The organism is Pseudochrobactrum saccharolyticum (genome assembly GCF_008801715.1).
In the GTDB taxonomy this organism is placed as follows: Bacteria; Pseudomonadota; Alphaproteobacteria; order Rhizobiales; family Rhizobiaceae; genus Pseudochrobactrum; species Pseudochrobactrum saccharolyticum.
Window position 1 is genome coordinate 628,267 of sequence record NZ_VZPG01000002.1, and the last position, 19,625, is coordinate 647,891.

Here is a 19,625-nt window from a genome sequence, read left to right on the forward strand (position 1 = left end):
ATTTCTATAATTACGGACAGTACCAATGCAATATAATCTAAACCTGCTTATTGAGCGCTACCCGATTGCAGGGAAATTTACAATCTCGCGCGGCTCCAAAACCGAAGCAGTGGTCGTAGTGTGTGAATTGAGTGACGGTATTCACAGCGGTCACGGCGAATGTGTGCCTTATGCCCGTTACGGCGAAAGCATCGAATCAGTCAGCGAACAAATTCATGCGATTGAGCCTTTACTGAAACAAGGCGGCTCGGCAGAAAGCCTGCGTCTGAAATTGCAATCCTTTATGCCTGCCGGTGCCGCACGCAATGCCGTAGACTGCGCTTTGTGGGATTTGCAGGCAAAACAATCCGGCACGACAGTTGCTGCTTTGCTCAATATTGCACCGCGTCCGCTGATTACTGCGATCACCGTCTCCATTGATACGCCGGAAGCTATGGCCGCAGCCACTGCAAAACTCGCACATCATCCGCTGATTAAAGTGAAAATCGGCGGTGAGAATGATGCTGCGCGTATTCGTGCCGTGCGGGAAGCCGCACCAAAAGCACAAATCATTCTGGATGCCAATGAAGGCTGGAATGCGGATAATTTTGCCGGAAATATCAATGTGGCCGCAGAATGCGGGATTGCACTGATCGAACAGCCGCTGCCTTCATCCGATGACAGCTATCTGTTACAGGCCAGCCGCCCTGTGCCGGTCTGCGCTGATGAAAGCGCCCATACATCTGAAGGTCTGGAAAAGCTGAAAGACCGCTATGATGCGGTGAATATCAAGCTGGATAAAACCGGCGGCCTGACTGAAGCACTGGTCATGCGTGACAAAGCCCGTTCTCTTGGCCTGCAAGTGATGGTCGGCTGCATGGTTGGTTCGTCTCTCGCGATGGCACCTGCCCTGATGGTGGCGCAGGATTCGGATTTCGTCGACCTCGACGGCCCGCTCCTGCTGGCGCGTGACCGTGAACCGGCATTGCATTATGACGGGACAACTGTCTCCCCGCCTCTGCCTGAATTGTGGGGTTAACCGGATTTCGGTTAAGCGCGATTTCACTCTGACTGAGACATAATCGCGCTCCCCTTTCGGCTACAGGCCGCAAAAGCGTATTTTTTGATTTTTACAGTGCCGAATGAGCAGTCTGTGATTTGTAACTTGCCCGAATATCCCATATACGACCTTATTCCTACAAAATGGCACGCTTGTCCGAAGCGCCTCCCTTTGAGACAAATGCGCCAGAGTGTTTTTGGTTAATGTAGTTTGGGCAGATCATTGCGGAAAAGAAATAAGTCCGGCGGACTGATTTCCCCGCACAAGCGGAACCCGCTTTTGCTTAACTGCTTAGCTGTCACGGGGATGACTACCCCAATCGTCTGACTGGACAAGAATTATATGACAAAAAAATCATCCAACGACACGAATAACACCGGCACCGCACAGGTATCCGGCACAGACAGAAAATTCTCGGATTTTGAAGAAGCGGCACTGTTTTACCACCGCTCGCCAAAGCCGGGTAAGCTGGAAATCCAGCCAACAAAAACACTCGGCAATCAGCGCGATCTGGCACTGGCCTATTCCCCGGGTGTTGCAGCTCCTTGTCTTGCTATTCAGGATGATCCGGCACTGGCTGCCGATTATACTGCCCGCGCCAATCTGGTTGCGGTTATTTCCAACGGTACAGCCGTTCTCGGTCTCGGCAATATCGGCCCGCTGGCTTCCAAGCCGGTGATGGAAGGTAAAGCCGTATTGTTCAAAAAATTTGCCGATATTGATGTTTTCGACATTGAAATCGACTCGCTCAAAGTCGAGCGTATGGTTGATGTGATCTCCGCGCTGGAACCAACCTTCGGCGGCATCAATCTGGAAGATATCAAAGCGCCGGAATGTTTCGAGGTTGAAGAACAGCTCCGCGCTAAAATGAATATTCCGGTTTTCCACGACGACCAGCACGGCACAGCGATTATCGTAGCCGCAGCCGTTATGAATGGTCTGGAACTGGCCGGCAAAGATATCACCAAAGCCAAAATTGCGGTTTCCGGCGCCGGTGCGGCAGCACTTGCATGCCTTAACCTGCTGGTCAGCCTTGGTGCACAGCACAAGAATATCTGGGTCAGCGATCTGGAAGGCGTTGTCTATAAAGGCCGTAACGAGCTGATGGACCGCTGGAAAGAGGTCTATGCTCAGGATACTGATGCACGCACACTGAATGACATTATTGCGGATGCGGATGTATTCCTCGGCGTGTCTGCTGCAGGTGTATTGAAGCCGGAAATGGTTGCCAAAATGGCGCCTACCCCGCTGATTATGGCTCTGGCCAATCCGAAGCCGGAAATCATGCCGGAAGAAGCCCGTGCTGTGCGTGAAGATGCAATCATCTGCACAGGCCGTTCGGACTATCCGAACCAGGTGAACAATGTTCTCTGCTTCCCGTATATTTTCCGCGGTGCGCTGGATGTCGGTGCAACAGCCATCAATGAAGAAATGAAAATGGCTGCGGTGAAAGCGATTGCTGCTCTCGCCCGCGAAGAAGTATCCGATGTGGCAGCCCGTGCCTATTCCGGTGACACACCGGTTTTTGGTGCCAATTATCTGATTCCGTCGCCGTTTGATCCGCGTCTGATCCTGCGTATTGCTCCGGCAGTGGCAGAAGCTGCTATGGAAACCGGTGTGGCAACCCGCCCGATCACCGATATGGAAGCCTATATCGACCGTCTCAACCGCTTCGTGTTCCGCTCCGGCCTGATTATGAAGCCGGTCTTTGCTGCGGCACGCCGCTCCGCAGACAAGAAACGCGTTATCTATGCCAATGGTGAAGAAGAACGCGTATTGCGTGCCGCTCAGGTGGTGCTGGAAGAAGGCATTGCGCAGCCGATCCTTATCGGCCGTCCGAATGTGATCGAAACCCGTCTGCAGCGCTATGCGCTGAAAATCAAACCGGGCGTTGATTTTGAAATCATCAATCCGGAAGATGATCCGCGTTACCGTGACTATGTTGATCTGATGCATAAGCTGACCGGCCGTCAGGGTATGACACCGGAAGCCGCCCGTTCCATCGTGCGCACCAATCCGACTGTGATTGCTGCTCTGGCCATGATGCGCAATGAAGCCGATGCGATGATCTGCGGTCTCGAAGGCCGTTTTGAACGTCACCTGACGCTGGTCAAACAGATTCTCGGTGTTCAGACCGGCCTGCATGATCTTTCCACACTCAGCCTGCTGATCTCCTCACGCGGTACCCTGTTCTTTACAGATACCTATGTGACCATTGATCCGAGCGCTGAAGAAATCGCGGAAATGACCATTCTGGCGGCCAAGGAAATCCGTCGTTTCGGTATTGAGCCGAAGGCAGCCCTGCTGTCGCATTCCAACTTTGGTTCGCGCGATTCAAAAAGTGCAGCCAAAATGCGTCAGGCCTGCGCAATTCTGCAAGAACGCGCACCGGAGCTGGAAGTGGATGGTGAAATGCATGGTGACGCGGCTCTGTCGCAGTTCCAGCGTGACCGCGTCTTCCCGAATTCCCGTCTGAAAGGCGAAGCCAATCTGCTGGTCTTCCCTAATCTGGATGCCGCGAATATCACCATGAATGTGCTGAAGACCGTGACCGATGCCCTGCATGTCGGCCCGATCCTGCTTGGTGCAGCCCGTCCTGCGCATATTCTCACACCGTCGGTTACATCGCGCGGCATTGTGAATATGACAGCACTGGCCGTTGTTGAGGCTTCACAGCGCACAACAGCCTGATTTCAGAGCGTATCCCGAATAGAAATGCTCTAATCTAAAATAATTAAACGCCGCATCGTTTCAAAAAATGATGCGGCGTTTTTTGTTGATGTAAAAATCTCAATCTGATGCATCAATAAAGTGCTAAAAATTACAATTATTATTGAATAATCAATAATTTACACGTCATTTACCATCAATATTCATACTCTTCTCATTAGCAGTTCAGATTATTTAAGCGGAGTATTTCATGTCTTCATCAATCCATTTCAAAATAGCAGCTTTCCAATTTTCATCATTTAAAGCCGTGTTGGTTGCAGCCACACTTATATTTGCAAGCAGTCCTGCAATTTCACAGAACCTGTCTGATGGTCGTATATGCCGTGTCTATGAGCAGGATTTGCGCAATCTTGATTATCATACCAGCCTGAATGCGCGGCAGGCCAAACGCTACCAACAGCTGAGCCAGATGCAGCGGCAGGCCAATAGTGATGCCAGACGCTATTCCTGCAATCCGGGACCATTCAGCAATGGTTCCGCTTCAGAAGAATGCCGCTATATACGCGCTTCCCAACATCGTATCGAAAGCGCCTTACAGCAGATTTCCCGTGCAGCGGCAACACCACAGCAGAGACATCTGCGGCAGGCAATCTATACAGATATGCGTCGCTATAATTGCCGCAGCCCGCAAGAGCTTGAACGGCTGATGAAAGAAAACCGCGCTGTCACCACAACACGCAAGCGCATTAAACAGACTTATAAAAAGCCGAAAACTGTCAGGCAGGCCGCATTGCAGCAGCCAGCCGTCTTCGTACCTGCGGAAAACATAACCAGCACCACGGATCTGATACCGGTCAAGGCAACCGCCAGTGTCGGCAAATCACCCTTCTCCATTCCGGCAGCACCCGCGATGAAACATACAAAAGCGGCGGAGAAATCCCCGCCGCTTATTCAGGAAGCCGTTGATTATGTGCCTGATCCGGCGATCAGGCGCGTCGGGCCAGCGTATTTTCCCGCCCAATAAGCGGCAAGAGATCAGCCAGCTCAGGGCCGGAAGCAACACCGGTCAGTGCCAAACGCAAAGGCATGAACAATGTTTTGCCTTTGCGGCCGGTAGCGGCTTTCACAGCCTCTGTCCAGACTTTCCAGACATCACTGCCCCATGGTGATTCCGGCAGCAGATCGAAAGCCTGCGCGATGAAATCCTTGTCTTCATTGGCCACTGCATCACTGAAAGGCTCGGTGCGATTGACCACTTCCCACCACTGCGCAGCATCCTGCACATGGTCGATATTACCACGTACAGTTGCCCAGAAGGCTTCAGCTTTGTCGCCGGAAATATCCAAGGCTGCCAGACGCGGTTCAACATCGGCAAATTCCAGATGATGGATCAAAGCGCGGTTGAGACCGGTCAGATCAGCCGGATCGAATTTGGCATTGGATTTTGATGCATGGGACGGTTCATAGCGTGCCGCCAGTTCTTCCATAGTTGCAATCGGCTCAACATTATCCGATGTACCGGTCAGCACCGCCAGAGAAGCAACCGCCATAGGCTCCACACCGGCTTCGCGCAAACTACCAACCGACAAAGCACCGGAGCGCTTGGACAGGCCTTCACCGCTTGTTGTAGTCAGCAGATTATGATGACCGAAGACCGGCACCACATCGCTCAGTGCGCGGAAAATTGCAATCTGCGCACCGGTATTGGTCACGTGGTCATCGCCACGGATAATATGGGTAATGCCCATATCAATATCATCCACCACCGATGGCAGCGTATAGAGATAGGTGCCGTCTTCACGCACCAGTACCGGATCAGACATGGAAGCCAGATCAACAGTCTGTGGGCCGCGCACCAGATCATCCCAATGCACTTCTGTGCGTTCGGTTTCAAATGGTGTTGTTTTGAAATTCGGCAGCAGAAAACGCCAATGCGGCTTACGGCCTTCAGCTTCAAAAGCGGCTTTCTGCTCATCCGTCAGCTTAAGCGCATCGCGGCCATAGACCGGTGGCAGACGGCGGGTCAGGCGCAATTTACGGCGCAGTTCCAGCTCTTCTGCTGTTTCATAACAGGCATAGAGCAGACCGGCAGCTTTAAGCTTTTCAACGGCAGCATCATAAACGGCAAAACGCTTGGACTGATATTCGACGCGGGATGGTTTGATGCCCAGCCAATCAATATCACGGGCAATCGCTTCTGCATATTCTGATCGAGAGCGCTCCACATCCGTATCGTCGTAACGCAGGATGAATTGCCCCTTATTCTTCAGCGCAAACAGCCAGTTATAAAGCGCCGGACGGGCATTGCCGATATGGATATAGCCGGTCGGCGACGGTGCAAAACGAACGATTACAGTCATAATTTTCTTCTTTGTTTTTTGTATTAATGCCGGTCGCGGAAGCGGTTGGTTATCGGATAACGACGGTCGCGGCCAAAATTCTTGGTGGTAATCTTCACACCCGGCGCCGATTGTCTGCGCTTATATTCAGCGATGTAAAGCAGGTGCTCCACACGCTCGACCACAGCGCGATCATAGCCCTCAGCGACAATCTCATCCACACTGCGCTCATGTTCAACCAGCGCCTCCAAGACCGCATCCAGAACCGGATATGGCGGCAGGGAGTCCTGATCGGTCTGATTATCGCGCAGTTCCGCACTCGGCGCCTTGTCGATGATATTTTGCGGCACGACCACGCCTTCAGGTCCCATAGCACCTTCCGGCAGATGATGATTGCGCCAGTCGGCCAGCGCATAGACCTGCATCTTGTAGAGGTCTTTGATCGGATTAAAACCACCATTCATATCGCCATAGAGCGTGGCATAGCCGACAGCCATTTCCGATTTATTGCCGGTGGTCACAACCATCGAGCCGAATTTGTTGGAAATCGCCATAAGAATAACGCCACGGGCGCGGCTCTGCAGATTTTCTTCCGTGACGCCGCTCTCAGTACCGGCGAACAGTGGTTGCAGCACATTGAGAAAGCCCTCAACAGGTTCTGCAATCGGCACGATGTCATAACGGCATCCAAGTGCTTCAGCGCAGTCTTTAGCGTCTTTAAGCGACATTTCAGAGGTATAGCGATAAGGCAGCATCACTGTATGCACGCGGTCTTTACCCAGAGCATCAACAGCCAGCGCCGCACAGATTGCTGAGTCCAGACCGCCGGACAGGCCAAGCACGACGCTTTTAAAACCGTTTTTGTTCACATAATCACGCAGGCCATGCATACAGGCAAGATAGTCCGCCTCTTCACCTTCCGGCACCCAGTTGCGGTCGCCGTCTGCACAAGACCAGCCATCCGCACCGCGTGTCCAGTCACTCATGGAGACCAGTTCTTCAAACTGCGGCAGTTGCACCGCCAGATGATGATTAGCATTGATAACAAATGAACCGCCATCGAACAGCAACTCATCCTGCCCGCCGGTTTGGTTGGCATAGATCAGCGGCAGACCGGTTTCGACAACCTGACGTACAGCTATCTGATGGCGCACTTCCATTTTGGAGCGGTGATATGGCGAGCCATTCGGCACCAGCAGAATTTCCGCGCCGCTCTCTGCCAGCGTTTCACACACGCCGAGCTCACCCCAGATATCTTCGCAAACCGGAATACCTAAACGCACACCACGGAAATTCACCGGCCCCGGCATAGCGCCAGCCTGAAAATTGCGCTGCTCGTCAAACTCACCGTAATTCGGCAGGTCAACTTTGAAACGCTCGGCAATGACCTTACCACCATCCAGCACCATCACCGCATTATGCAGACCGGTAACGCGCTGCAAAGGCGTGCCGATAATCACTCCCGGTCCGCCGTCAGCGGTTTCCAGCGCAAAGGCCTGCACTGTTTTTTCACAGGCTTTTACAAAAGCAGGCTTGGAAACCAGATCTTCCGGCGGATAGCCGCAGATGAACAATTCAGTAAACAGGATCAGGTCAGCCTTGGCATCAGCCGCAGTTTTGCGGGCTGCGCGCGCCTTGACAAGATTGCCCTGAAGATCGCCCATAACCGGATTCAGCTGGGCGATTGCGATACGTAATTTATCGGGAGATGTGGTCTGTGTGCTCATAGCACAAGCATTACCGCGACTGCCTTTTTCTTGCAATGAGAAACGGGGGCAGATCAGTGAATACAGGCACCCATATCATTATTTAAGCAGAAAAAATCAGCGGTCGCACAAGCGGCCAGAGATGATAAATCCAGATGGTTGCACACATGATCGACGCGATCAGCACCGCAAGTGAGCCTGCATCTTTGGCAATCTGAATATCTTTCTTGAAATCACGGCTGATAGCGTTGCAGGTAGCTTCAACGGACGTATTGATGACTTCCACCAGCAACAGAAATAATACCGCGCCGACCAGCAACAGATAGGCTGCCATATCCGCAGCCACAAACCATGCCACAGGCAGAGAGACAAGCAGCAGAAGCAGTTCCTGCTGCACCGGCTTTTCATGGCGCGCCAGATGGTTCAGCGACCGCATAGAATTGATAAATGCTTTAAAAATGCGTTCCATATTGCCCCGCAATAAACCGGAAATCATAAAAATACGGGCGGGAAACCAAGCCCCGCCCGTATAGTTTTATCTATTGAAAATCAGGCATTTGCCGCGATTTTCTGAGGTTGTGAATCACGGTCTTTCTTCAAAAGTTCCGCCACGAGGAATGCCAGCTCCAGAGCCTGATCCGCATTGAGGCGCGGGTCGCAATGGGTGTGGTAACGGTCGGACAGGTCTTCTGCAGAAATGGCGCGTGCACCACCGGTGCATTCGGTCACATTCTTACCGGTCATTTCGATATGAATACCACCGGCATGAGTGCCTTCGGCCTGATGCACTGCAAAGAAGCTCTGAACTTCTTTCAGAATACGGTCAAACGGACGGGTCTTATAACCCGCAGCAGTAATCGTATTGCCATGCATCGGATCGCAGGACCAGACAACCTTACGGCCTTCCTTCTCAACCGCACGGATCAGACGCGGCAGATGATCTTCCACTTTGTCATAGCCGAAACGGGCAATCAGGGTCAGACGACCGGCTTCATTTTCCGGATTCAAACGGTCAATGAGGCGCAGCAGATCATCAGCTTCCAGCGACGGACCGCATTTCATACCGATCGGGTTCTTGATACCACGGCAATATTCAATATGCGCATGATCCAGCTGACGGGTACGGTCGCCGATCCACATCATGTGGCCGGATGTGCCATACCAGTCACCCGAGGTTGAATCCACACGGGTCAGCGCTTCTTCATAGCCAAGCAGCAGAGCTTCGTGGCTGGTGTAGAAATCGGTTTCACGCAGCGCATGATTGCTGTCTGCGGTAATGCCGATAGAGCGCATGAAATTGATGGTCTCGGAAATGCGGTTGGCAACGGCAACATAACGCTCGTTCTGCGGGCTGTCCGAAACAAAGCCGAGCGTCCATTTATGCACGTTTTCCAGATTGGCATAGCCACCCTGTGCGAAAGCACGCAACAGGTTGAGCGTTGCCGCAGACTGGCGGTAAACCATTTCCTGACGGTTCGGATCCGGAATGCGCGATGCTTCATTGAACTCGATACCGTTGATGACATCACCACGGTAAGAAGGCAGTTCCACACCATTCACGGTTTCCATGTCGCTTGAGCGCGGCTTGGCAAACTGACCGGCAATACGGCCAATTTTAACAACAGGCTGTGATCCGCCGAAAGTCAGCACAACAGCCATCTGCAAAAACACGCGGAAAAAGTCGCGGATATTGTCCGCGCCATGTTCCGCAAAGCTTTCTGCACAATCGCCACCCTGTAAAAGGAAGGCGCGACCTTCAGCCACTTCGGCCAGTTGCCTGGTAAGCTTGCGCGCTTCCCCTGCAAAAACCAAAGGCGGATATGTACGCAGACGAGCCTCGACATCGGCCAAAGCCTGCGCGTCCGGATAAGAAGGCACTTGCTTAATCGGCATGCCTCTCCAGGATTGCGGTGTCCAGTTCTTCGTCATTATAGCACCTGTAATATATTCTGATTTTATTTAGAGTTATCCCCTGCTGCACCGCACCATTGCAGTAACAGCCTTGCGTATATAGTCCACCGGAAGACAATGTACCAGCCGCAATTAAGCCGACAGGCTCCAGCCTTGTCATTTTTGCCAAGATTTAAGTCACATCTTGTAATTTTATGACGAAATCCATCAAAACTCACAAAAAAACCGGCGATTACCACCGCCGGTCTGTCACTCTGTCTCATTTGCGATACAAATAATCAGCCCTGACGTTGCCCTTTGACCAGCCTGTAGCTTGGTGTGTACATGGTCACGAACTCCTCCGCAGCGGAAGGGTGCAGCGCCATTGTGCGGTCAAAATCATCTTTTGTCGCTGCCGCTTTCAAAGCAATACCAAGCAGCTGCGCCATTTCACCGGCATCCGGCCCGAGCACATGGGCACCCAGCACTTTACGCGTATCCCCATCAACAACCAGCTTGGTCAGCATTTTCTCATAGCGTCCGGCCAGCGTATTGCGCATCGGGCGGAAATGCGCGCGATAGATTTCAACATTGGCATATTGCTTCGCCGCCTCTTCCTCCGACATGCCAACAGTGCCGATTTCCGGCTGCGAAAAGACAGCGGTCGGGATCAGCTCATGGTCAGGGCGCATCGGATTGCCCTTAAATGCCGTTTCAAGGAAGCACATAGCCTCATGAATGGCGACAGGCGTCAGCTGAACACGATTGGTCACATCACCGACAGCCCAGATATTCTCCACATTGGTATGGGAATATTCGTCAACAATGATCGAACCGTCTTCCGCTTGTTTCACACCGGCATTTTCGAGGCCAAGCCCCTTGGTATTCGGTACGCGGCCGATTGCCTGCAGCACCTGATCGGCAGCCAGCACTTCACCATTGCTCAGTGTAACACTCAGACGGTGCTCACCTTCGGCTTCTGCAACTGAGGTAATATTGGCTTCCGTGACAATACGGATGCCTTTTTCAATCATCGCCTCAGTAACCAGCCGGAACAGATCGCCGTCAAAACGGTGCAAAATCTGTTTGCCGCGATAGACCAGCGTGGTTTCAACACCCAGACCGTTGAAAATACCGGCAAATTCAACGGCAATATAACCGCCGCCCTGAATAGTAATCGACTTTGGCAGCTTAGCCAGATCAAAAACCTGATCGGAATTGATGCAAAGCTCGTGCCCAGGCATGGCATCATCCATAAACGGATGACCACCGGTCGCGATCAGAATGGTTTCCGCAGTAACAGTTTTGCCGCTACCGACCAGTTCAATCGTATGGGCATCTTTCAGCACGGCACGATAAGGCAGAATCTCCGTCTTCGCATTATTCAGCCCCTTGGTATAAAGGCCTTCAAGACGGGTGATTTCAGCTTCTTTATTGGCAACCAGCTTTGACCAGTCAAAACTGGTTTCGCCGACAGTCCAGCCATAACCTGCAGCATCACTGAAATGTTCCGGAAACTGGGATGCATAGACATAAAGCTTTTTCGGTACGCAGCCGCGGATCACACAAGTGCCGCCCATGCGAAACTCTTCTGCCAGCCCGACGCGTTTTCCCATAGCTCCGGCAAGACGCCCTGCCCGAACACCGCCGGAACCGCCGCCGATCACAAACAGGTCATAGTCATAACTGGTCATTTTAGTCTCCGAATTTTTTACGCGTTATCCGAATATGTTACCGGCACAATGGCTTAACAAGAGGAACCGTTACAGAACGTTACAACAGTCAAATTTGAGATTGAATCGTTGAAACCGATGTAACTCATTGTTTTTACGTATCATCCCACACAGTTTTGCTAGAAATGCCGAAAAGTCACAAGCTCAACGTGCCAAATAATATGCAATAAAAAAGCCCGGCACTCAGACCGGGCTTTTTCTGTCATTGAGACTGAATTATTCAGCAGCAGCCGGAGCTGCACTGCCGGCGGCTTTCGCCAGCACTTCACCAACCTGCATGGCCAGATCACGGGCAACGCCGTTCTGCCAGACTTCAGCAGCCTTCAGCACTTCACGGGTTACAATCGGGCCTTCGGAAATCAGCTTCTTACCGGCTTCGGATGTATAGAAGCCGCTGATTGCTTTCAGTTCATCTTCACTGAAAGAATTTGCATAGGCACGGGCAGCTTCGGTTTCCAGATCGGAGCGGCGGGCAGCCAGTGCCAGAGCCTTATCATCAACTGTTTTGGTGATGATTGCTTCGAGATTCGGGTCTTTCTGGATCAGCTCAGATTTCAGAGCCTGTGCTGCACGTGGCAGAATGCCGTCAAACTGTTCGGTAGCGCCGATTGCAGCAATTGCAGCACGCGCGGCTGCCAGATGAGACTGCGAAGCCTCCTGAGCCTGCGCGAGATTGACACCAGCCAGTACTGTAAGCGCCGCCAGCGGCGCAATAAGACGGCGATAGCCAGTTGCCTTGGTCATATGGTCAATACTCCGTTTTTTATTCACTTTACACCGTTCTGTACGGCGTGAAATCTGTTTGTTCCGGCAATAGCCGACAGATATGTATTTAAAATTACGACAATGTACGGATGCCTGATGTGCCTGCAATAATCGCAGCACGCGCAAGCCCGATAAACAAACCATGCTCTACAACACCCGGAATGGCGAAGAGTGCGTCTGATAATGCTTTTGTATCCGGAATACGGCCAAAAGATGCATCAAGAATATAATGTCCGCCGTCCGTTACGAAAATTTCGCCGTCTTTCATGCGAAGATTCAACGGCGCTTCCAATCCGAGACCGGCAATAGCCTTTTCAATTGCCAGCTTTGTTGCGGCCAGACCAAAACGATTCACTTCAACCGGCAGCGGGAAGCGGCCGAGTGTGTCCACAACTTTTGATTCGTCAGCAATAACGATCATAGCATCAGATGCGGCAGCGACAATTTTCTCGCGCAATAAAGCACCGCCGCCGCCCTTAATCAGCGACAGATCGCCATCCACTTCATCTGCACCGTCGATAGTGAGATCAAGATGCGGGGTTTCTTCCAGCGTAGTCAGCGGAACGCCCAGTTCAGTGCACAAAGCAGCGGTGCGTTCAGAAGTCGGCACGCCGATGATTTCGAAGCCTTCAGCCACCTTAACGGCCAGCAAACGCACGAATTCCTCAGCTGTGGAGCCGGTACCGATACCGAGCTTCATACCGCTTTTCACATGGGTTAAAGCCTCAGCGGCGGCGGCAATTTTCAACTGACGCGGATCAACTGAACTCATAAATCTGCTTCCCGTATTTCCATTTGCAGCTTTGGCTGCGAAACGCTTTATGCCTTAACAGGCCACACGCGGTAGTCGCGCAAAACACCGTTAATACTGCTTATTTCCGCACTGCTGTAGCACGAGCATCACGCGCGGCAAATATATTATTGTTCCCATTTCATCTATTTAGCGAAAAAGACTATCAATAAGCCGCATTTCAGGTAGGTTTTGCCAATGCCGCACACTTTCCGTGCCGTGTTCTGTAAAATAGTGATAAGCCAAAGGGCAGATATGTCTCATTCCTCCGCAACCACCACAGCGCAACCCGTTATCGTCTTTGATCTCGACGGCACATTGGTAGATACAGCTCCGGATTTGCTCGACAGCCTCAATCACTGCCTGATTGCCGGTGGTCTGACACCTGCCGATCCGGTCTCTCTGCGTAAATTTGTCGGCTCCGGCGCGAAAGTGATGATTGAGCGTGCTTATCAGGCACAGAACCGTCAGCTGACGGATGAGGATATGAAGCAGCTGTTTGCCCTGTTTATGGAGCATTATAACGGCAATATGCCGGGCAAGTCAGCCTTTTATCCGGGTGTACTAAACAGTCTCGACCGGCTGAGTGCCGCAGGTTATGTCCTTGCTGTCTGCACCAACAAGTTTGAAATCAGTGCCAAGGCATTGCTGGAGCGCATGGGTGAAGCGCATCGCTTTGCCGCGATCTGCGGACAGGATACCTTCCCGTACCGCAAGCCTGATCCGCGCCATCTGACGGATACAATTGCACAAGCCAAAGGTGACCGTTATCAGGCGGTTATGGTTGGCGACAGCCGCGCCGACATTGACGCGGCCAAAGCTGCCGGTATTCCGGTGATTGCCGTTGATTTCGGCTATACCGATCTGCATGTCTCGCATTTTGAGCCAAGCCGCATCATCTCACATTTTGACGAGATGACATTGGATATGATCAGCGACTTGCTGGAGGCTGCAAAAGAAGCTGCTGAATAATTTTATACGACCTGTGGGCACTATGACCGGTAAGCAGAATATTCAAGCTACTCAATCCTTTGGCAAAACCATTGATTTTGGCAAAACTGCCTCTGATTACCGGAATTTTCGTGCCGGTTTTCCGCCGGAGTTTTTCGACGCTTTAAGTGTAAAAAACTATATCAAACCTAAACAGACAGCGCTTGATATTGGCACGGGAACCGGCACCGTCGCCCGCGGCCTTGCACAAAAAGGACTGATTGTTACCGGTGTTGATCCGGCGCAGGCTTTGCTTGATGAAGCTGCAGAACTGGACAGAGACACAGGAGTTAACATCCATTACCGGACAGGCTCAGCCGAGAGCCTTACCGAAGCGAATAATAGTTTTGATCTTTTGACAGCCGGACAATGCTGGCACTGGTTTGATCGTCCGAAAGCGGCTCAAGAAGCAAAACGGGTTCTGAAACCTCATGGCCGTATCATTATCGCTCATTTCGACTGGTTGCCCTTTGCAGGGAATGTTGTTGAAGCAACAGAACAGCTTATTCTGAAATACAATCCGAAATGGACAATGGGCGGTGGCAGCGGAATTTATCCGCAATGGTTACAGGACTTGGCAGAAGCTGGTTTCTCTACGATTGAAACCTTCTCTTTTGATCTGCCGGTTTATTACAGCCATGAAGCATGGCGCGGACGTATTCGTGCAAGCGCGGGTGTAAAAGCCAGCCTGTCAGCTGAAGAAACGGTTCGTTTTGACAGTGAACTCTCTCAAGCTTTACTGAAAGGCTTTCCTGAAGACCCTCTGGCAATTCCCCATCGGGTCTGGGCTGTCACAGCACTCAACACAAAATAAAAAAGCGGGATTTCTCCCGCTTTTTTATTGCCTGTTACAGAGGCGAAATATCGCCTTTGGCCCATTCTGCTGTTGTCTCTTCAAAGAAGTCATTGAAGCGGCCTGCCTCAATCGCATCGCGGATACCCTGCATCAGATATTGGTAATAATGCAGATTATTCCATGTCAGCAGCATACCGCCCAGTGCTTCATTGGATTTCACCAGATGATGCAGATAGGCGCGGCTATATTGGCTCGATGCCGGACAGGTAGACATTTCATCCAGCGGGCGATGATCTTCCGCATGACGCGCATTGCGCAGGTTCACCTTACCACGACGGGTAAAGGCCAGACCATGACGGCCTGCACGGGTCGGCATAACGCAGTCGAACATATCAATGCCGCGCGCAACCGACTTCAGCATATCGTCCGGCGTACCAACACCCATCAGATAGCGCGGCTTCTCATGCGGCAGGATCGGACAGGTCACATCCAGCATATCCAGCATTACCTGCTGCGGCTCACCAACAGCCAAACCACCAACGGCATAGCCTTTGAGATCCATATCCTTCAGCGCCTGCGCAGATTGCTCGCGCAGCTGCACATTATCGCCGCCCTGCACGATACCGAACATCGCCTTGCCCGGCTGATCGCCGAAGGCCACCTTACAACGTTCTGCCCAGCGCAATGACAGTTCCATCGCCTTTTGCATCACATTGAAGGATGCAGGCAGTGCCGTACATTCATCGAGCTGCATCTGGATATCGCTATCAAGCAGTCCCTGAATTTCAATGGAACGCTCCGGCGACATTTCATAAGCGCGGCCGTCAATATGCGAACGGAAAGTTACGCCCTGCTCTGTCAGCTTGCGCAGCTGCGCCAGTGACATCACCTGAAAACCGCCGGAATCGGTCAGGATTGGCCCCTGCCAGCCGCCAAACTCATGCAAACCGCCAAGGCGTGCCACGCGCTCGGCACCCGGGCGCAGCATCAGGTGATAGGTATTGCCGAGAATGATATCAGCACCAAGGTCTTTGACCTGATCCATATACATGGCTTTAACGGTGCCTGCGGTGCCAACCGGCATAAAGGCCGGTGTGCGGATAGTGCCGCGCGGCATAGTAATTTCACCGCGCCGTGCTTTGCCGTCTGTTGCCAGCACTTTAAATTCAAAATTTTCACTAGTCATATCAAAATCTCTTAGTATTATTTTTCGCAGTTTCGGACGGAAAACCGGCTTCCACTTTTCCTGAAACTGCTCAGGCGTCGCGACGCGTCAGAAGGCTGGCATCGCCATAGGAATAAAACCGGTATTCATTGCTAATGGCATGGGCATAGGCCGCCTGCATTGTCTCGAAACCGCTGAAAGCCGAGACCAGCATGAACAATGTCGAGCGCGGCAGATGGAAGTTGGTCATCAGCATATCAATCGCGCGGAACTTATAGCCGGGGGTGATGAAGATATCGGTCGCGCCCGACCAAGGACGGATAATGCCGTCCTCACCGGTTGCACTTTCAATCAGGCGCAGCGATGTGGTGCCGACAGAGATAATCCGCCCGCCCCGCTCATGCACACGGTTAAGTGCTGCTGCGGTTTCCTCTGAGACATAGCCGATTTCCGCATGCATTTTGTGGTCGGCAGTATCATCAGCCTTAACCGGCAGGAAGGTGCCTGCACCTACATGCAGCGTTACAAAATGCTCTTCCACGCCCTTGGCGCGGATACGCTCCAGCAGTTCCGGAGTGAAATGCAGACCGGCAGTCGGTGCTGCAACAGCGCCCTCTTCACGCGCATAGACAGTCTGATAATCCTGTCTATCCTGCGCATCTTCCGCCCGTTTGGACGCGATATAAGGCGGCAGCGGAATATGCCCGACCGAAGCAATCGCTTCATCCAGCACGGCACCGGAGACATCAAACACCAGCAGCACTTCACCGCTGTCGTGCTTTTCTGCAACCAGAGCATCCAGCGTGCCTAAAAAACAGCTGGAACCCGAATGGCCGAAACGAATGCGCTCGCCTTCCTTCACGCGCTTTGCAGGGCGCAAAAATGCTTTCCAGCGGTCAGCGCCGGTGCGCATATGCAAGGTCGCACTCACGGTTGCGACTGTGCCGTCACGTTCGCGTGTGCCTTCCAGCTGCGCTGGAATAACTTTGGTATCATTGAAGACCAGCGCATCACCTTCGCGCAGCAAATCCGGCAGATCACCAACATGCAGATCCTGCAAAGGCTGATCCGGAATGACGCGCAACAGTTTTGCATGATCGCGCGGGGTAACCGGACGCAGCGCAATACGCTCTTCCGGCAGGTCAAAATCAAACAGATCGACGCGCATCACTGGCCTCAATTTCGGGGAGTTCAAATTTTTCAAGAATTCGCATTGCCCTGCAATACAGAACAGCGGGCAAAAAATAAAGGGCGCGTTACGGATTGAACCATAACGCGCCCTCAAATCAGCAAGCTGACAGATTAAATGTCGGCAGCGATTTTAGCTGAAGTGATTGAATCCGGATCAGTTACCGGCTCACCGCGCTTGATCTTGTCAACATTGTCCATGCCTTCGATAACCTGACCCCATACGGAGTACTGGCGATCCAGCCAAGGAGCATCAGCAAAGCAGATGTAGAACTGGGAGTTAGCCGAGTTCGGGTTCTGGCTGCGCGCCATCGAGCAGGTACCGCGTACATGCTTGGTGTTAGTGAATTCAGCTTTCAGGTCAGGTTTGTCCGAACCACCCATACCGGCGCGGGATGGATTAAAGCTGGAACCGCCCTGCTTACCGAACTTCACGTCGCCGGTCTGCGCCATGAAACCATCGATCACGCGATGAAATACTACGCCGTCATAAGCGCCTTCACGTGCCAGTTCTTTAATACGGGCAACATGACCTGGTGCCAGATCAGGGTAAAGTTCAATTGCAACAGTACCCTTGGTGGTTTCCAGTACCAGTGTATTTTCCGGATCTTTATAAGCCATAGGGCCTCTCCTGTATATTGTCAGACTGCTCAACCGGCAGTCCTGTTAGAATTTGAGCATTTCCTGCAAAGCCTGAACAAGCATCTCATCCCGTTCAGGAGCATTGGATAATGCGTAAGTCACAAACAGAATGCTTTTCGCCTAACAAAAAGCAATCTTATTTTTATTTACGATCAGCCAGAACAATGGCTTTAACGATACGGTCAGGATTATCAACCGCGCCATTGGCAGATTTGCTGCCTTTTTTGATTTTATCGACGGTTTCCATGCCGCTGACGACTTCGCCGACAACAGTATACTGGCCGTTCAGGAACGAGCCTTCATCAAACATGATGAAAAACTGCGAATTGGCAGAATCCGGCGATGAGCTGCGTGCCATGCCGACGGTGCCGCGCATAAATGGCTGCTTGGAGAATTCTGCCGGAATATTACCATAGGAAGAACCGCCGGTGCCTGCGCGACCCGGATTATAGTCTTTATCCGCATTACCGAACTCTACGTCACCGGTCTGCGCCATAAAGCCGTCAATCACGCGGTGGAACACAACGCCGTTATAAGCACCGTCGCGCACCAGTTTCTTGATCTGCTCTGCATGTTTCGGTGCCAGATCAGGACGCAGTTCAATAACGACATCACCGTCTTTCAGAGTCAGAACCACTGTATTTTCAGGGTCTGCGGCCTGCGCATTAACCGGCTGCAAAGCGGCAGTTGCTGAAAATGCGAGAAAGGCTGTGACAGCCAGAAATTTACGCAAAAAGGACATGATTTTTCCTGTGTGAAGCTAAATTCTTATTTTTTAAGCTTATGCTTTAGGGCTTTTTCGATAACAGGCGGCACGAAGCGGCTGACATCGCCCCCCATTGCCGCAATCTGGCGCACCAGTGTGGCAGTAATAAAACGCACATCGGGGGAAGCGGGCAAAAACACAGTCTGCACATCCGGTGCCATACCTGTATTCATACCGGCCATCTGCATTTCATAATCAAAATCAGTGGCATCGCGTAAACCGCGCACCATCAGCGTTGCGCTGAAACTTCTGGCAGTGTCCACCACCAGACCGCTGAAACTGGTATAATCAATACGGCTATTATCTTTGCCGAAAGCCTGCTCTCCGACCTCGCGCAGCAGCTCAACCCGCTCTTCAAAGCTGAACATCGGGGTTTTACCCGGATGGACGCCGATAGCGACAATCACCTTGTCAGCCAGCCCGAGAGCCCCGCGCAGAACATCAAGATGACCATTGGTGACCGGATCAAATGATCCTGCATAGAGAGCTGTTTTCATACCCTATGAATTAATCATTATACTGACCAATTTCAATCTCTAAAGCGAAGTACATAACGGGTTCAGCAAAGAGCGGAGCAAGAACCTCTCTAAGCCTCAGTCTTACATCAAAAGCATAGGTTTACGCGCTCCCAAAGTGAACCTAGCATGAATAGACCGGTCAGAAATAATTCAAGTGAAAACGCCTATATTACGGGCAACACAGTAACCGCACAGATCTCACATGCCACAAAATGAAAGATTTTATGCAACCTTTGTGTCGCTTGCGCGTAATATAAGCGAAAGGATAAAATGATGATGCTATTTATTCTCGCAATCTCAATGATCGTCGCGATGATGTTTGCAGCCATTATCCTGATGATCGAAGAAAGTGCCTCCAGGCGTCTGAGCAATCAGAAATCAGTCTTCGACCTGCGCTCTGTACGGCGTGTCGCCCGCGGCACCAGATCAAAGCGCATTACACACGCATAAGTGAAGTGATAATATCTTGGTTTCGCCTAAATCAGGCCTAAATAGATACAAAATACCTCTTTAATCAGAGGGCAGTTGCAGCCGGAACCTCCAGTCCAGGCTTTTATTTCAAGGCGGTGTGAGAAGACACCGCCTTTTTCTTTATGTGAGCACAATAAAAAACGCCCCGTCAAAATGA

General features: G+C 51.8%; 18 protein-coding genes. 6 read left to right on the forward strand and 12 right to left on the reverse strand.

Going from position 1 to position 19,625, the window contains the following annotated elements:
* The first annotated feature begins 25 nt into the window (after positions 1-25).
* The 3 genes from dgcA to F7P81_RS09465 all read left to right on the forward strand — a co-directional run bounded on the left by dgcA (position 26) and on the right by F7P81_RS09465 (position 4,733).
* Entirely contained in the window at positions 26-1,018 is a 993-nt protein-coding gene (gene dgcA, locus F7P81_RS09455) for an N-acetyl-D-Glu racemase DgcA (protein ID WP_151159289.1), read from the forward strand.
* Between the two features lie 363 nt (positions 1,019-1,381).
* Positions 1,382-3,730: an NADP-dependent malic enzyme gene (locus tag F7P81_RS09460; protein WP_083646965.1), complete on the forward strand. Its 2,349-nt coding sequence runs from the start codon at positions 1,382-1,384 to the stop codon at positions 3,728-3,730.
* A gap of 229 nt (positions 3,731-3,959) precedes the next feature.
* Entirely contained in the window at positions 3,960-4,733 is a 774-nt protein-coding gene (locus F7P81_RS09465; RefSeq protein ID WP_151159290.1) for a hypothetical protein, read from the forward strand.
* Here the strand turns inward: F7P81_RS09465 and gltX are convergent.
* The 7 genes from gltX to rpiA all read right to left on the reverse strand — a co-directional run bounded on the left by gltX (position 4,696) and on the right by rpiA (position 12,914).
* Positions 4,696-6,069 carry a glutamate--tRNA ligase gene (gene gltX / locus F7P81_RS09470; protein WP_151159291.1) on the reverse strand — a complete coding sequence of 458 codons (1,374 nt, stop codon included), beginning with the start codon at positions 6,067-6,069 and terminating at the stop codon, positions 4,696-4,698. The genes F7P81_RS09465 and gltX overlap by 38 nt on opposite strands.
* Positions 6,070-6,092: 23 nt before the next feature.
* Positions 6,093-7,775 carry an NAD+ synthase gene (locus F7P81_RS09475; RefSeq protein ID WP_151159292.1) on the reverse strand — a complete coding sequence of 561 codons (1,683 nt, stop codon included), beginning with the start codon at positions 7,773-7,775 and terminating at the stop codon, positions 6,093-6,095.
* Positions 7,776-7,857: 82 nt separating this feature from the next.
* Positions 7,858-8,223: a diacylglycerol kinase gene (locus tag F7P81_RS09480; protein WP_028233502.1), complete on the reverse strand. Its 366-nt coding sequence runs from the start codon at positions 8,221-8,223 to the stop codon at positions 7,858-7,860.
* Between the two features lie 80 nt (positions 8,224-8,303).
* Positions 8,304-9,683: a class II 3-deoxy-7-phosphoheptulonate synthase gene (locus F7P81_RS09485; RefSeq protein WP_075655519.1), complete on the reverse strand. Its 1,380-nt coding sequence runs from the start codon at positions 9,681-9,683 to the stop codon at positions 8,304-8,306.
* A 260-nt stretch (positions 9,684-9,943) separates the two neighbouring features.
* Positions 9,944-11,338, reverse strand: coding sequence for a glutathione-disulfide reductase (gor, locus tag F7P81_RS09490; protein ID WP_075655521.1), 1,395 nt, complete (start codon positions 11,336-11,338; stop codon positions 9,944-9,946).
* Positions 11,339-11,593: 255 nt separating this feature from the next.
* Complete coding sequence (locus F7P81_RS09495; protein ID WP_022710379.1) at positions 11,594-12,121, reverse strand: DUF2059 domain-containing protein; 528 nt, start codon at positions 12,119-12,121, stop codon at positions 11,594-11,596.
* Between the two features lie 94 nt (positions 12,122-12,215).
* A complete protein-coding gene (gene rpiA / locus F7P81_RS09500; RefSeq protein WP_151159293.1) occupies positions 12,216-12,914 on the reverse strand; it encodes a ribose-5-phosphate isomerase RpiA in 699 nt (232 codons plus the stop codon).
* A gap of 273 nt (positions 12,915-13,187) precedes the next feature.
* On the opposite strand from rpiA, the gene F7P81_RS09505 reads away from it, so the two are divergent.
* Positions 13,188-13,904, forward strand: coding sequence for an HAD family hydrolase (locus F7P81_RS09505; RefSeq protein WP_151159294.1), 717 nt, complete (start codon positions 13,188-13,190; stop codon positions 13,902-13,904).
* A gap of 22 nt (positions 13,905-13,926) precedes the next feature.
* Positions 13,927-14,736, forward strand: a complete 810-nt coding sequence (locus F7P81_RS09510; protein WP_151159295.1) for a class I SAM-dependent methyltransferase — start codon at positions 13,927-13,929, stop codon at positions 14,734-14,736.
* A gap of 34 nt (positions 14,737-14,770) precedes the next feature.
* Here the strand turns inward: F7P81_RS09510 and tgt are convergent, their stop codons facing one another.
* From tgt to coaD, 5 genes are all read right to left on the reverse strand, one after another.
* Positions 14,771-15,904 (reverse strand): tRNA guanosine(34) transglycosylase Tgt, encoded by a 1,134-nt coding sequence (tgt, locus tag F7P81_RS09515; protein ID WP_116088114.1) that lies wholly within the window; start codon positions 15,902-15,904, stop codon positions 14,771-14,773.
* A gap of 70 nt (positions 15,905-15,974) precedes the next feature.
* Positions 15,975-17,051 (reverse strand): tRNA preQ1(34) S-adenosylmethionine ribosyltransferase-isomerase QueA, encoded by a 1,077-nt coding sequence (gene queA, locus F7P81_RS09520; protein ID WP_151159296.1) that lies wholly within the window; start codon positions 17,049-17,051, stop codon positions 15,975-15,977.
* A 134-nt stretch (positions 17,052-17,185) separates the two neighbouring features.
* Positions 17,186-17,692, reverse strand: a complete 507-nt coding sequence (locus F7P81_RS09525; protein WP_022710385.1) for a peptidylprolyl isomerase — start codon at positions 17,690-17,692, stop codon at positions 17,186-17,188.
* A 163-nt stretch (positions 17,693-17,855) separates the two neighbouring features.
* Positions 17,856-18,455, reverse strand: a complete 600-nt coding sequence (locus tag F7P81_RS09530; RefSeq protein ID WP_151159297.1) for a peptidylprolyl isomerase — start codon at positions 18,453-18,455, stop codon at positions 17,856-17,858.
* Positions 18,456-18,481: 26 nt separating this feature from the next.
* A complete protein-coding gene (coaD, locus tag F7P81_RS09535) occupies positions 18,482-18,976 on the reverse strand; it encodes a pantetheine-phosphate adenylyltransferase (protein ID WP_151159298.1) in 495 nt (164 codons plus the stop codon).
* A gap of 291 nt (positions 18,977-19,267) precedes the next feature.
* On the opposite strand from coaD, the gene F7P81_RS09540 reads away from it, so the two are divergent.
* Positions 19,268-19,447, forward strand: a complete 180-nt coding sequence (locus F7P81_RS09540; RefSeq protein ID WP_022710388.1) for a hypothetical protein — start codon at positions 19,268-19,270, stop codon at positions 19,445-19,447.
* The last annotated feature ends 178 nt before the right edge of the window (positions 19,448-19,625 follow it).

What these genes read in the sequence shown, in the direction of transcription:
- dgcA (WP_151159289.1), top strand. Translation starts at nt 26, where the DNA reads ATGCAATATAATCTAAACCTGCTTATTGAGCGCTACCCGATTGCAGGG.
- F7P81_RS09460 (WP_083646965.1), top strand. Translation starts at nt 1,382, where the DNA reads ATGACAAAAAAATCATCCAACGACACGAATAACACCGGCACCGCACAG.
- F7P81_RS09465 (WP_151159290.1), top strand. Translation starts at nt 3,960, where the DNA reads ATGTCTTCATCAATCCATTTCAAAATAGCAGCTTTCCAATTTTCATCA.
- gltX (WP_151159291.1), bottom strand. Translation starts at nt 6,069, where the DNA reads ATGACTGTAATCGTTCGTTTTGCACCGTCGCCGACCGGCTATATCCAT.
- F7P81_RS09475 (WP_151159292.1), bottom strand. Translation starts at nt 7,775, where the DNA reads ATGAGCACACAGACCACATCTCCCGATAAATTACGTATCGCAATCGCC.
- F7P81_RS09480 (WP_028233502.1), bottom strand. Translation starts at nt 8,223, where the DNA reads ATGGAACGCATTTTTAAAGCATTTATCAATTCTATGCGGTCGCTGAAC.
- F7P81_RS09485 (WP_075655519.1), bottom strand. Translation starts at nt 9,683, where the DNA reads ATGACGAAGAACTGGACACCGCAATCCTGGAGAGGCATGCCGATTAAG.
- gor (WP_075655521.1), bottom strand. Translation starts at nt 11,338, where the DNA reads ATGACCAGTTATGACTATGACCTGTTTGTGATCGGCGGCGGTTCCGGC.
- F7P81_RS09495 (WP_022710379.1), bottom strand. Translation starts at nt 12,121, where the DNA reads ATGACCAAGGCAACTGGCTATCGCCGTCTTATTGCGCCGCTGGCGGCG.
- rpiA (WP_151159293.1), bottom strand. Translation starts at nt 12,914, where the DNA reads ATGAGTTCAGTTGATCCGCGTCAGTTGAAAATTGCCGCCGCCGCTGAG.
- F7P81_RS09505 (WP_151159294.1), top strand. Translation starts at nt 13,188, where the DNA reads ATGTCTCATTCCTCCGCAACCACCACAGCGCAACCCGTTATCGTCTTT.
- F7P81_RS09510 (WP_151159295.1), top strand. Translation starts at nt 13,927, where the DNA reads ATGACCGGTAAGCAGAATATTCAAGCTACTCAATCCTTTGGCAAAACC.
- tgt (WP_116088114.1), bottom strand. Translation starts at nt 15,904, where the DNA reads ATGACTAGTGAAAATTTTGAATTTAAAGTGCTGGCAACAGACGGCAAA.
- queA (WP_151159296.1), bottom strand. Translation starts at nt 17,051, where the DNA reads ATGCGCGTCGATCTGTTTGATTTTGACCTGCCGGAAGAGCGTATTGCG.
- F7P81_RS09525 (WP_022710385.1), bottom strand. Translation starts at nt 17,692, where the DNA reads ATGGCTTATAAAGATCCGGAAAATACACTGGTACTGGAAACCACCAAG.
- F7P81_RS09530 (WP_151159297.1), bottom strand. Translation starts at nt 18,455, where the DNA reads ATGTCCTTTTTGCGTAAATTTCTGGCTGTCACAGCCTTTCTCGCATTT.
- coaD (WP_151159298.1), bottom strand. Translation starts at nt 18,976, where the DNA reads ATGAAAACAGCTCTCTATGCAGGATCATTTGATCCGGTCACCAATGGT.
- F7P81_RS09540 (WP_022710388.1), top strand. Translation starts at nt 19,268, where the DNA reads ATGATGATGCTATTTATTCTCGCAATCTCAATGATCGTCGCGATGATG.